At 41.0% G+C, this 13,184-nt stretch carries 11 protein-coding genes and 1 riboswitch; of the genes, 6 read left to right on the plus strand and 5 right to left on the minus strand.

Features of this window, described 5'->3' with window-relative positions; translation table 11 throughout:
- Positions 1-15 precede the first annotated feature (15 nt).
- The 4 genes from carB (at position 16) to NO991_RS04795 (ending at position 5,382) form a co-directional block, all read left to right on the plus strand.
- Positions 16-3,234 carry a carbamoyl-phosphate synthase large subunit gene (gene carB / locus NO991_RS04780; protein WP_054551508.1) on the plus strand — a complete coding sequence of 1,073 codons (3,219 nt, stop codon included), beginning with the start codon at positions 16-18 and terminating at the stop codon, positions 3,232-3,234.
- Between the two features lie 51 nt (positions 3,235-3,285).
- Positions 3,286-3,762, plus strand: a complete 477-nt coding sequence (gene greA, locus NO991_RS04785; protein WP_054551507.1) for a transcription elongation factor GreA — start codon at positions 3,286-3,288, stop codon at positions 3,760-3,762.
- A 117-nt stretch (positions 3,763-3,879) separates the two neighbouring features.
- On the plus strand, positions 3,880-4,923 hold the full coding sequence (locus NO991_RS04790) for a S66 peptidase family protein (RefSeq protein ID WP_138600478.1): 1,044 nt from the start codon (positions 3,880-3,882) through the stop codon (positions 4,921-4,923).
- Positions 4,924-4,980: 57 nt separating this feature from the next.
- Positions 4,981-5,382: a hypothetical protein gene (locus NO991_RS04795; protein ID WP_152967105.1), complete on the plus strand. Its 402-nt coding sequence runs from the start codon at positions 4,981-4,983 to the stop codon at positions 5,380-5,382.
- A 72-nt stretch (positions 5,383-5,454) separates the two neighbouring features.
- Here NO991_RS04795 and NO991_RS04800 read toward each other — a convergent pair whose 3' ends face one another.
- Entirely contained in the window at positions 5,455-6,111 is a 657-nt protein-coding gene (locus NO991_RS04800; protein ID WP_300359579.1) for a nitroreductase family protein, read from the minus strand.
- 102 nt (positions 6,112-6,213) lie between these two features.
- Between NO991_RS04800 and NO991_RS04805 the strand changes: the two genes are divergently transcribed.
- Together NO991_RS04805 and ribB are read left to right on the plus strand one after the other, a co-directional pair.
- The gene (locus NO991_RS04805) at positions 6,214-7,152 is read left to right on the plus strand and encodes a LysR family transcriptional regulator (protein WP_199529746.1); all 939 of its coding nucleotides are present in this window, start codon (positions 6,214-6,216) and stop codon (positions 7,150-7,152) included.
- 47 nt (positions 7,153-7,199) lie between these two features.
- Positions 7,200-7,347, plus strand: a riboswitch (FMN riboswitch).
- A 106-nt stretch (positions 7,348-7,453) separates the two neighbouring features.
- Positions 7,454-8,107: a 3,4-dihydroxy-2-butanone-4-phosphate synthase gene (gene ribB, locus NO991_RS04810; protein WP_138616028.1), complete on the plus strand. Its 654-nt coding sequence runs from the start codon at positions 7,454-7,456 to the stop codon at positions 8,105-8,107.
- Between the two features lie 49 nt (positions 8,108-8,156).
- On the opposite strand, the gene NO991_RS04815 is transcribed toward ribB, so the two are convergent.
- The 4 genes from NO991_RS04815 to NO991_RS04830 form a co-directional block, all read right to left on the minus strand.
- Positions 8,157-9,599, minus strand: coding sequence for a serine hydrolase (locus tag NO991_RS04815; protein WP_054551503.1), 1,443 nt, complete (start codon positions 9,597-9,599; stop codon positions 8,157-8,159).
- A gap of 22 nt (positions 9,600-9,621) precedes the next feature.
- Positions 9,622-10,467: an alpha/beta hydrolase gene (locus NO991_RS04820; protein ID WP_300542621.1), complete on the minus strand. Its 846-nt coding sequence runs from the start codon at positions 10,465-10,467 to the stop codon at positions 9,622-9,624.
- A 226-nt stretch (positions 10,468-10,693) separates the two neighbouring features.
- Entirely contained in the window at positions 10,694-11,557 is an 864-nt protein-coding gene (locus NO991_RS04825) for a D-Ala-D-Ala carboxypeptidase family metallohydrolase (RefSeq protein WP_300542623.1), read from the minus strand.
- Between the two features lie 8 nt (positions 11,558-11,565).
- On the minus strand, positions 11,566-13,182 hold the full coding sequence (locus NO991_RS04830) for a murein L,D-transpeptidase (RefSeq protein WP_300359525.1): 1,617 nt from the start codon (positions 13,180-13,182) through the stop codon (positions 11,566-11,568).
- Positions 13,183-13,184 lie beyond the last annotated feature (2 nt).

A 13,184-nucleotide genomic window follows, 5' to 3' on the forward strand; every position in this document is an offset into this window, starting at 1 on the left:
TTAACCGGAGTAACAATGCCAAAACGTACCGACATAAAAAGCATTCTTATCTTAGGCGCGGGCCCGATCGTAATCGGTCAAGCTTGTGAATTTGACTACTCTGGTGCACAAGCGTGTAAAGCACTACGAGAAGAAGGCTTTCGAGTAATTCTTGTAAACTCGAACCCTGCAACTATCATGACTGACCCTGAAATGGCGGATGCGACGTACATCGAACCAATTCACTGGGAAGTGGTAGAGAAAATCATTGAAAAAGAAAAGCCAGATGCAGTACTACCTACTATGGGTGGTCAAACAGCATTAAACTGTGCGCTTGATTTAGACAAGCACGGTGTACTGGCAAAACATGGTGTTGAGCTAATCGGTGCAACTGCTGATGCAATCGATAAAGCTGAAAACCGTGAGCGTTTTGACGTAGCAATGAAGAACATTGGCCTTGAGTGTCCACGTGCAGAAATCGCTCACTCAATGGAAGAAGCACACGATGTACTTAGCCGTATCGGTTTCCCATGTATCATTCGTCCATCATTCACTATGGGTGGTACCGGTGGTGGTGTTGCATACAACCAAGAAGAATTTGATGAAATTTGTGAGCGTGGTTTAGATTTATCACCAACAAATGAACTTTTAATCGATGAATCATTAATCGGTTGGAAAGAGTACGAAATGGAAGTTGTTCGTGACAAAAACGACAACTGTATCATCGTATGTTCTATCGAAAACTTTGATCCTATGGGTGTTCACACGGGTGACTCAATCACGGTTGCACCAGCGCAAACACTAACTGATAAAGAATACCAAATCATGCGTAATGCATCGATGGCGGTACTTCGTGAAATCGGTGTTGAAACAGGTGGTTCAAACGTACAGTTTGGTGTGAATCCAGTTGATGGCCGTATGGTTATCATCGAGATGAACCCACGTGTATCGCGTTCTTCAGCACTAGCATCAAAAGCAACCGGTTTCCCAATTGCGAAAATCGCTGCAAAACTAGCAGTAGGTTACACCCTTGATGAGCTACAAAACGACATCACTGGCGGTAAAACACCAGCGTCTTTCGAGCCGTCAATTGACTACGTTGTTACTAAAATCCCACGTTTTAACTTCGAAAAATTCGCAGGTTCAAACGACCGCCTAACAACACAGATGAAATCTGTGGGTGAAGTGATGGCGATTGGTCGTAACCAACAAGAGTCGCTACATAAAGCATTACGTGGTCTTGAAGTTGGCGCAACGGGCTTTAACCCAATTGTTGCCCTTGATGATCCGAAAGCAAAAGAAAAAATCATCCGTGAATTACGTGAGCCAGGTGCTGAGCGTATTTGGTACGTTGCTGATGCAATGCGTCACGGTATGAGCGTAGAAGACGTATTCGAATTAACTAAGATTGACCCTTGGTACTTAGTACAAATCGAAGACATCTTAAAAGACGAAGCAACAATCAGCGAAGTAGGTATGGCTGGTTTAAATGCTGAGTTTTTACGCAAGCTTAAGCGTAAAGGTTTTGCTGATGCGCGTATCGCTGAAATTGCCGGTGTTTCTGAAGCCGAAATTCGTAAGAAACGTCACCAGTTAGCTATCGTGCCTGTATATAAGCGTGTTGATACCTGTGCTGCAGAGTTTAGTTCAGATACAGCTTACATGTACTCATCTTATGATGAAGAATGTGAAGCGAATCCATCTGACAAAGATAAAATCATGGTAATCGGTGGTGGTCCTAACCGTATCGGTCAAGGTATCGAATTCGATTACTGTTGTGTTCACGCAGCATTAGCTTTACGTGAAGACGGCTATGAAACAATTATGGTTAACTGTAACCCTGAAACTGTTTCAACTGACTACGATACATCTGATCGCTTATTCTTCGAGCCAATCACGCTTGAAGATGTATTAGAAATCGTACGTGTTGAAAAGCCAAAAGGTGTTATCGTTCAGTACGGTGGTCAAACACCACTGAAACTTGCTCGTGAGCTTGAAGCGAATGGCGTGCCAGTTATTGGTACTTCACCAGATGCAATCGACCGTGCAGAGGACCGTGAGCGTTTCCAACAGCTTGTTGAGCGTCTAAACCTTCTTCAACCAGAGAATGCAACGGTTACTTCTTTAGAAGAAGCGATTGTTAAGTCTGCTGAAATTGGCTTCCCACTGGTTGTACGCCCTTCGTACGTACTAGGTGGTCGCGCGATGGAAGTGGTTTATGATGAAGACGATTTACGTCGTTACATGACTGAAGCAGTATCAGCGTCAAATGAAGCGCCAGTACTACTTGACCACTTCTTAGATAACGCAATCGAAGTTGACGTTGACGCTATCTGTGACGGTGAGCAAGTAATCATCGGTGGTATCATGGAGCACATTGAGCAAGCAGGTGTTCACTCAGGTGACTCAGCGTGTTCATTACCAGCTCACTCACTAACAGCTGAAGTACAAGACGTAATGCGTAAGCAAGTGACAGATATGGCACTAGAGCTTGGCGTAGTAGGTCTGATGAATACACAGTTTGCTGTGAAAGACGGTAAAGTTTACTTAATCGAAGTAAACCCACGTGCTGCGCGTACAGTACCGTTCGTTTCAAAAGCGACAGGTATCGCACTTGCTAAAGTAGCGGCACGTTGTATGGCGGGTCAGTCGCTAGCAAGCCAAGGTATTACAAAAGAAGTAATCCCTCCTTACTACAGCGTAAAAGAAGTGGTACTGCCATTTGCTAAGTTTCAAGGTGTTGACCCAATTCGTGGCCCAGAAATGCGCTCAACGGGTGAAGTTATGGGTGTTGGTGAAACTTTCGCCGAAGCATTCGCAAAAGCACAATTAGGTGCAAGCAACACTTTACCACGCGGTGGTCGCGCGTTACTATCGGTACGCAACAGTGACAAACCACGTATCGTTGAACTAGCTAAAACCATGACTGATCTTGGTTTCGAGCTAGATGCAACAGGTGGCACTGCAAAAGCACTTGAAGAAGCTGGCATTGCAGTTCGTCGCGTGAACAAAGTATACGAAGGTCGTCCTCATATTCTTGATAGAATTAAAAATGGTGAATACAGCTACATTGTAAACACTACTGAAGGCCGCCAAGCGATTGAAGATTCGAAGGTGTTACGTCGTGGTGCGTTACAGCATAAGACTAACTACACAACGACTCTGAACGCGGCATTTGCTAACTGTACTGCAAACCAAGCAGATGACCGTAGCAAGGTGACGTCAGTTCAGGAACTACACCAGCGAATGAACTAAGGAAATGTGCCAAGGGCGAGGCAATCGCCCTTGGGATTAAGTGAGAATAATATGCAATCAATTCCGATGACAGTTCGTGGTGCAGCATTACTGCGCGAAGAACTTAACGAATTAAAAACAGTTACCCGTCCAAAAATCGTTGCTGATATCGCTGAAGCACGTGAGCACGGTGATTTGAAAGAAAACGCTGAATACCACGCTGCTCGTGAGCAACAAGGTTTCTGCGAAGGCCGTATTCAAGAAATTGAAGCGAAGCTTTCAAATGTGCAAATCATTGATGTAACTAAAATGCCTAACACAGGTAAAGTTATTTTTGGCACAACGGTCACTATCGTTAATGTTGAAACCGATGCTGAAGTAAAATACCAAATCGTAGGCGATGACGAAGCAGATATCAAAAACAACCTGATCTCTGTTAACTCACCAATCGCGCGTGGTTTAATTGGTAAAGAGGTAGATGATGCCGTTATCATTAAAACGCCAAACGGTGAAGTAGAGTACGAAATCATTGAAGTTGAGTATATTTAGTAGCTTAACCAAGCATTGAGAAAAACCGCAGTTCACACTGCGGTTTTTTTATGCCTGTTTACAGGCGTGGATTTATTCGGTACGTTGGCTACAAACTGTTGCAATGAAGGAGTAATAATGGCGAAAATTCAGTATCCTAAACCACTTGTTCAAGGTGATAAAATAGCCATATGTGCTTTTTCATCAGGTGTTGATAAAGCCTTTCATGAGCGCTTAGACATAGTACTTAATGGCTTAACAGCCAAAGGTTTTATTGTTATTGAAGGTGCCTGCTTACGTCAGTCACACAATAGTGCAAAGCAACGTGCTGATGAGCTCATGCAGTATTTAACTGATGATTCAATCGCAGCCATCATGCCGCCATGGGGGGGCGATCTCACCATGGAAATTTTACCGCTTCTCGATTTTAATGCGATAAGTAAAGCAAAACCTAAATGGTTGGTTGGCTTTTCAGATATCAGCACGTTTGCATGTGCATTAACCACTCGTTGTGGCTGGGCAACCTTGCACGCTGCGAATTTAATGCAAATTCACCCTGACGATCCCGATGTTTATTTAGCAAATATATTCAGTGCCATGTCACTTGAAGAAAAACAGCAATTGCATCAAGTTGCTTCGCCTTTTTATCAGCAAAAGCAAATTGATTATAAAGCTAAGCCTGAGGCTCAATTTGACTATACTGCTCCTAGCCAATGGCGCTGTATTAACTATAAAGATAAACGCCAAATTGAAGTGTCTGGTCGCTTAATTGGCGGCTGTTTAGATACCTTAGGTCTGTTGTTACCCTCTAATTACTATGCATTGCATGAGTTTAAAAAACAGTATGCACCAGAGGGGTTAATTTTATACCTAGAAAATGCAGAGCTCAGTCCAATGGCCCTTGCACGTTGTTTGTTATCGTTAAAGTTGAATGATGTTTTTACTGATGTAAATGCGGTGGTATTCGGCCGCAGCCCTGCAATTAATAACGACTGCTACTTTGATGAATACCAAGCAATAGAGCTCGCATTTAAAGGCAATTTGTTCCCAGTTATTGTTGATGCCGACATTGGCCACGTAGCCCCTAATTTAGCATTAATTAATGGTGCTGTTGCCACAATAACTGCAGATTTGTGTGAAGGTATGGCGAGTAATGTGGTTGTGAAGACAATATGTAATTAAAGGAAGCTCTGATTGGCTAGAACTAGGTGACCAAGTTTGGTTTTGGGAGATATTAGTGTGAAAGTAAAATTATTATTGCTTGGCATGATATTACTTTTGTCCTGTTCAACTGCGAAAAGTGCTCTTTATGTAAATTCTGAAAGTTGTACAGTGAAGTTAAATAACACAGAAAAAAAACTGGGGTTAATTACTCCATGCAGTTTAGTGAAAGTTCATGATAATTTATTGAATTTTAAGAAATATGGTGAAACAGAGGTTTATATTATTTCTGGGGCACCATCACCGTTAGATAAGCTGTCGAGATGGTCCGTAACAAAAGAAGATAACTGTTCACTAGAATATCAAGCTGTTATTGTTAATAATGAAACACTATCATTATCAAAGGTGAAGGATAAAACCTTGGTTTGCCCTAATTTAGGCTTGGATGAAAAAGTGTATAGGCAGTTTCTATCTGATTAAAAGCTTATAAGCTCATTTATAATAGCCATTTAAAGTTACGCCTACATTAAAAGGCGTAACTATTAAGGTTTGTTAAACAATCTTAATTACAGAATTTTTATCTAAACGCGATTTTGGTAATGCAGCATTATAATCTTGCTCTGGCTCGTGATAACCAATAGCGAGTGCCACCTCACAAACATAGTCGCCTAATTCATCTGCAAAAAGCTCACCGAGTAAGTCTTTATCGACACCTTCCATCGGTGTTGAGTCTAAACCTAAACGAGCCACTGTATGCATGGTATTACCTAAGGCAATGTAGGTTTGCGCTTTAGTCCAAGCAGCGTTAACACCTTGCTCATCAGTATTTAAATCAACAAAGGCGAAGGCGCCAAATGCTTGCTCTTTGTTTTCTGCTTTTGTACGGCCATTAGCAATATCGGCATCAATTACTTTTTCATAATCAGCACGTTTATAGCTTGGGTTATAAGCAAATAAAATGGTGTGTGATGCCGCTTTTGCATGAACTTGGTTAAACTGAAACTTATTTGCAAAACTATCATGCAGACGCTGTTTACCATGCTCTGATTCAATGACCACAAACTTCCATGGTTGAGAATTAATAGACGATGGCGATAAACGTAATGCTTCTAAAATTACAGCTAAGTCTGCTTGGCTAATTTGTTTTGAAGCGTCGTAACGTTTACTAGTATAACGGCGTTGTAAGTCAGAAATGATTGGGTGTGTCATGATTTGCTCCCGCATGTATAACAATTAGGTGCAGTTTACGCCTTGCATACTTTGCGATAAAGCGCATAATCGAATAAACATTATCAAAAATTTTTAGTTAATATGCTGGTTGAAGATCTTAAATTAATCCTCAAGGTGGCTGAATTTCGCAGTATTACAACCGCGGCAGCCAAATTAGACATGCGAGCTGCTACCGCCAGTGCGGCAATTAAACGTGTTGAAGCAGCGCTGGGGGCTGAGTTATTTGTTAGAACTACTCGTCATTTGCGTTTATCTGCGGCAGGGGAGCGCTTTTTACCTCAGTGTCAGCAAGCAGTGCTCATGCTAGAGCAAGCCACACTTGCGTTAAAAGGTGAGCATGATGAAATTGAAGGAGAACTAAGAGTCGCATTATCTTCAGATTTAGGCCGCAACATCATTATCCCATGGTTAGATGAGCTACTTGATGAGTATCCAAAGCTGAGTATGCGCCCGCATATTAGCGATAGTAATGTCGACTTTTACCGAGACTCCGTTGATTTTGCCCTTAGGTATGGCTCGCCATCCGACTCAAATTTGTATGGCTTTAAAATTTGTAATGTTCCGCGGCTGTTATGTGCAACCTCGGAGTACATTGCCGAACATGGCGCGCCGACACATCCCGATGAATTAAATCAGCATCAAGGCCTGTTTTATCAACTACAAGATATCATCAATAATGTCTGGGAATTTACCGATGGAACCGAGCGTTTTAAGGTGAAAATGCAAGGCCGCCGAGCATCTAATGATGGTGATTTGGTAAGGCGTTGGTGCGTGGCTGGTAAAGGCCTAGCGGTTAAATCATGTATTGATATCAGTGATGATTTACTAAGTGGGCGGGTAGTGCCCGTGATGCAAAATTATCCTCACTTATGTGCTGAGCTTTGGCTAATATGCCCAAGTCGACAGTCCATTACACCCGCGGTTCGTCTAGTGCGTGATATATGCCGAGAAAAAACCAAGGCGATACTCAATCAACTGATTGAAAAAGGCATATTAGATAAGCGGGTACTCGATAACTAATTACTTTAGGTATAGAATAGCTTGGCTTATTCATCTTATTGATTAAGCAACATTCTCAGGGCGGGGTGAAATTCCCCACCGGCGGTATACTTTGAATTTAAGTGAGCCCGCGAGCGCTTTAACTTTGGTTAGAGGTCAGCAGATCTGGTGAGAGGCCAGAGCCGACGGTGATAGTCCGGATGAAAGAGAATATAGTTTATCTATAAAACAGTAATTGGCTGCCTGCGGGTGGTCTTTTTTGCTGTGCCTTTCAATGTCCTGAATCTTTTCATATTTAATTTAATAGGTATTAAAAATGATGATTCAGTCTTCTTTACTTAGCCAATTTGGCGAACCACTTGAACGCGTTGAACGTGCTATTGCTGCCTTGCAGCAAGGTGAAGGCGTACTTGTAGTAGATGACGAAAACCGTGAAAACGAAGGTGATTTTGTGTATTCAGCACAGCACCTGACCACAGAGCAAATGGCCATGATGATCCGTGAAGGCAGCGGTATTGTGTGTCTTTGTATGGGCGATGAGCGTGTTAAACAGCTTGATTTACCACAAATGGTTGAACATAACACCAGCCAGAACAAAACAGCGTATACAGTGACCATTGAAGCTAAAACGGGCGTGACAACTGGCGTTTCAGCAACTGATCGTGTAACCACCATTAAAGCGGCAACAGCTGACAATGCAAAGCCTGAAGATTTGTCTCGTCCAGGACATGTGTTTGGGCTGCGAGCACAAACGGGTGGTGTATTAGTCCGCCGTGGCCATACCGAGGCATCTGTTGATTTAATGCTGTTAGCGGGTTTAACACCGTTTGGTGTTATTTGTGAATTAACGAATCCAGATGGTTCAATGGCTCGCTTGCCTGAAGTAAGCAAGTTTGCCAGTGAGCACAACATGCCTGTTGTATCGATTGAAGATTTAGTTGCCTATATCCAAGCAACGCAAAAACAGGCTTGCTAAAAGCTTTAAGCCGTAAGTAAAAAAATAAGGCCACTCTTGTGGCCTTTATTTATTGTAATTTCTCAATAGCTTGTTTAGCACTTTCACTGTCAGGATTAAGTTTTAGCGCACTTTTGTAACTTGCTAATGCTTTTTGTTTATCACCAGCTGTTAAATATGCTTCACCTAAACTGTCAAACGTATTTGCTGAATCTGGATAAGATTGATTGTTGAGTTCAAACACCGTTATTGCGGCGTCTAGCTCATCCATCTGCATTAATTCATAGCCAAAGTAGTTTAGCGACCTTTCTCTAGGCGTATTACCCTCACTCACCATTTGCTGATAGGTATTCTTTAGCCCTGCAATACCTTCACGTTTAAATGCGTTATAAAGTTTACTATCTGCATGCTCTGTCGCTTTTTCGTAGGGTTTGCCATAGTAGATTGCAAGTAAGCCATTAGTCATGGGTGTGAGTGGCGCACCACCGGTGTTATTTAAAATAATAACCAGTAATTTGTCTTCGATTATTCTACTTATAAATGCATTAAAACCATTAATACCACCGCCATGTTGGATACGTGTTAGGGGTTTTCCGTAGGTGCTTTTATCAAGGTTTGTAACTTCCCAACCAAGCGCATAATTTCTTTGCTCAGAAACTTGATACATCTGTTTTTTATATTCGTTGTTCAATAACTTATCTGTGTAGAGAGCTTGATCCCATTTTAGTAAATCTCGTGCTGTTGAATACATTGACCCAGCAGCATACGGGATAGACATATCTAAATAATCAGTATTGCTATAACCTGCTAGGCCATTGTCGTAACCCGATACGCGAAATTTAATGATTTTATTGTGAGAGTCATAGCCTGTATCCTTCATATCGAGTGGATCTAAAATATTCTTCTGTAATACGTCTTGATATTTTTGACCTGTTACCTTTTCGATTACCGCACCTAAAATAAAATAGCCAGAGTTGCTATAACGAAATTCAGTGCCAGGTTCGAACACTAGATCATCACTACATAGCAAGCGAATAAATTCATCAACACTGTAAGGGTTTCGGCTGTACTCATCACGAAACGATTTTGCCTGAGTATAATTTCCAAGACCTGAGGTGTGATTAAGTATTTGCCGAAGGGTAATTTTAGTGGCTATATCTTTTCTGTAATCAGGGAGGTATGTTGCAAGGTGATCATCGAGTTTGAGTTTACCATCTTGTGCCAATTGCAGAATTAACATGGCGGTAAACTGTTTGGTAATTGAACCAATTCTAAATTTACTTTTATTACTATGTTTTATACCCCATTCAAAGTTGGCATAGCCAACGCTTTGTTCAAACAGTACTTTTCCATCCTTTGCAACTAACACATTGCCATTAAACTGCTTAAAGTTATGAAAGCCATTAATAAAGTCAGCCATCTCTGCTTGCATGTTTTGGCTATGTGCGAGGCTTGAAATTGCGACTAAATAAAAAACTACAAGTAGTCTTAGTTTATTAAAGAATATGTTCATTGCTTTCCTTGTTATTTGTTGGTTACATTAATCGATGTAAAACTTCATTGCGCATGGCTTGATTGATAAGGCTGACCATTCTGGTGTGGTTCAAATTACTGTAATGCACTACAGATACACTCTTATTTTGAAGCGCTTGCCAATAACCAGCTGGGCTTATTGGGTCTGCGTTACTGACATAGAGTGTGGTTCTATTAGCTGATTGTTTGCTGTTCAGTAGGGCGAATAAATCAAGCTGTGTTTCATCAATACCACTGTCTTGAATTACATTTTTTGCTGCGTTTTTAAAATCATCATCTTCGACAAAGTAGCTTAATTTTGGGTGATAATTTTTAGCTACGGACATTAATGCGGTGTCAAAATGCACTATTGGTGCAACCATTATCTGTTGCTTTACATTAGGCATTTGCTTTGCAAGTTGCATTGCGGCAATACTGCCCATTGAATAACTTAAAATATCAATTTGTTGGTATTGGTTGGTATTTAAAAAATGCTTTAATACATCAAGACTATTTAGACCAAACTTGAATTCACTATATTGATTGCTCGCAGGCATAAGGATAACATCTTTGCCAGTAAAATGGCTTAGCCAACGAGCTTGAAAGCTATAAATCAAACTACTCACACCATAACCTGGGAATAGTATAATTGCTGAATCGTTTTTCTGTTTGGCACCATTTATAGAGGTCAAAGTTGTTTCAAATGTTTCCATTTCCTCTTTTGATTTAAGTTGAAAAGTTATGCCAAATTGTTCACCTTGCTCAAAATATTCGATTAAATCATTATGGGAAAATATTCTAACTGCTAAACATTCATGTGTAGTGTTACATGTTTTTCGAGGTATACCTTCGTAAACGGTATTCAACATTGGGTCGTCAGGGCCACCGTAAGATATCTCTTCAACAGGTTGAGTGATTTGATAAGCAATAAAACTCTGACAACCACTGAGGACTGAAATATAAAAAATGCAGAAGATAAAGCGCATAATTCCCTTTGTTGTTATTGTAGTATTTCCATTTCTTACAATAACTTAGCAACCCCGCAGTAATAATGCAATTGGATAATATTTATTCAAGGGTTATATGAAGCTGCAATTACCACCTAGCGGTAAATCCACGGTTATCTATGTGAACAAATCCACCGTGGTGGGATGCGGGTTTATAGCGGCCAATACCGCCATTATAGCGGCTCTGTATTTGGAACTTTTCAAACACTTTATAAAGCACATCAACATCAGCAACCGTTAGTTTGCCATCGCCGTTTAAATCGTCCATTCGGCCATCACCATCTTCGTCTATATATAGGTCGAAGGCATCGCCGTATTGGTGTCGGCTGTGTTTGCCATTACCAATTGAGCGATTGTAATGGGGTGTTCTATAGCCGCTGATAAAGGCAAATTTGCTGACTTTAATCCCTTCATTTTGTACAAACGAGAGCAGATCTTCGAGCATCATCAAGCCATCGTTGTTGACATAAAGGTATTTTGGAAAGCCACTCACTTGCTTACAAATTACATTTTTAACTTGCACATGAGGAGTCAGCTGGCGTGTTAGGTCTTTCTCAAAAATTTCTATAAACCCGTTTGGTGCACTGTATTGTGTATAGCCTTTATAAGGGGCAGGGTAGAGGCCTATTTGATAACTATTCAATTGCTTATTGTTAGCATTGAATGGTTTTTTCACTATAACGAGTAAGCGTTTGCTCGTTTTGTTGTTACTCAGTACTAGGCTATAAAACCCTGCATTTTCTGGCGCATAAACGGCAATGCTATTTGGCCCTAATCGCTCTGTCTCAACATCTGAAACTGCAGTTGGAGCAAAATCAGCCGTGTTATCAAGTGTTAGCACTTGTTTTGCATCAAGTACAAGGCTGTGCAGCGAGTCAGTTAATTCAATGGCAGCAACAGAACATGTAGTTAACGCTAAGCACACACTAAAAATAATACGGCTGAAATACATAGTGACCTCTAAATTGTATTGTTTGCTAATGGCGTGGTGAGAGCTTTTAATAACGCGCCATCACGATTATAAACGTCGGTATAAAATTGTAGGCCCTCGTCGTTACCCGCAACGGTCCAATACATTAAAAGTACATCCAGCGGTTTTGATAAGCTGACTTTTTTAGTTTCTTTTGCAGCAATGGCGTCATCAATTTCACTACGGCTCCAATTATCTGAGGTTTCTAATATTTTCTCAGCTAAGGTGAATGGGTCATCAACTCTTACACAGCCGTGGCTAAATGCACGTTGGTCTTGCTGGAATAAACTTTTTGCAGGGGTATCGTGCAAATAGATTGAGTATTTATTTGGGAACATAAACTTGATTTGCCCTAATGAATTATTCTCTGAAGGCTGTTGTACAAACCAATACGGGAAGTTTTTGCGGCTAGCATTCGGCCAATCAATACTCTTGCTATCAACTGGGTTACGGCGACTATCAACCACAACAAAGTCTTTCTCGTTTAAGTAATTTGGGTTTTCTTTCATTTTTTTGATGATGCCACCTGAAATACTCCGCGGTACTGTCCACGTTGGATTCATCACGATATAACTCATTTGCCCTTTAAATATTGGGGTTTTGGTGTAGTTTCTGCCTACAACTACGTTGGTTTGCCATTTCAATTTGTTGTCTTCAAACAAATACAGCAAGTAGCCTGCGATATTTACCACTAAGAAGCGCTCTGTGAGCGTGTTATCAACCCAACGAATGCGCTCTAGGTTTACTAAAATATCATTAACGTACTCACTGTAATCTTTGTTGAGTAGTTTTAACGTCACATTGCCAATCACACCATCATCAGCAACTTGATGGGCATTTTGAAAGCATTTAACTGCTGTGACTAGCTCATCGTTATAATCAGTGGCATCACTGTTACTGCCGTCAAAATACTTTAGTCGTTTTAACTTTTGTCTTAAAAGCGGTACTGCTGGGTCTGATTGTCCGGGTTTTAATACCTTATTTTGCAGTGCGAAGTCAGGTAACTCGCCAGTGGCATCAAGCTCTCGATAAAACACAAGGGCGTCTTTTAAACGCTTATAATGAGGCAAAACAGGTTTTAGGTTTTCAAGCCCTTTATCAAGGCTTTTTGATTTTACATGTTTGAGTAATGAGGTTGCTGCAGCATCTGGGCTAACATCAAACTGTTCATAGTTCCATGTGGCTGCCAATTGTTTTGGGTTTACCTTTCCGCGTATTAAGTGTTTTGCATAGGTCATCACGGCATCTGTCATCAGTACATCAAACTGGGCTTCGACGGCATCTGCTCCGCGTTTCTCTATTTCGTTGGCTAGCGCCATTAATGTATCAAAGTGATAGTCGTTAGGAGATAGCCCTTCAAGTTCTGCTTGCGCAATTAAATTGAGCGCTTGTTTGGCATATTTGCTGTCATCCCATACTCGTTCAAAACTATTTGCTTTATAGGTGGCAACAGTCATTTCTGGGGAGTGGATTTGTTGTCCTTCTATATTGTGAGATTCACCAATCAGAATAGGTTCAAGCTGTTGTTGCAAGTATTGGTTCTCAGCAAGCACTGGCATACAAATTGATAAACAACTGAGCAAAGCTGTGTAGTGCAGAATTTTCATAG

Source organism: Pseudoalteromonas sp. DY56-GL22 (assembly GCF_041414715.1).
Classification (GTDB): Bacteria; Pseudomonadota; Gammaproteobacteria; order Enterobacterales; family Alteromonadaceae; genus Pseudoalteromonas; species Pseudoalteromonas simplex.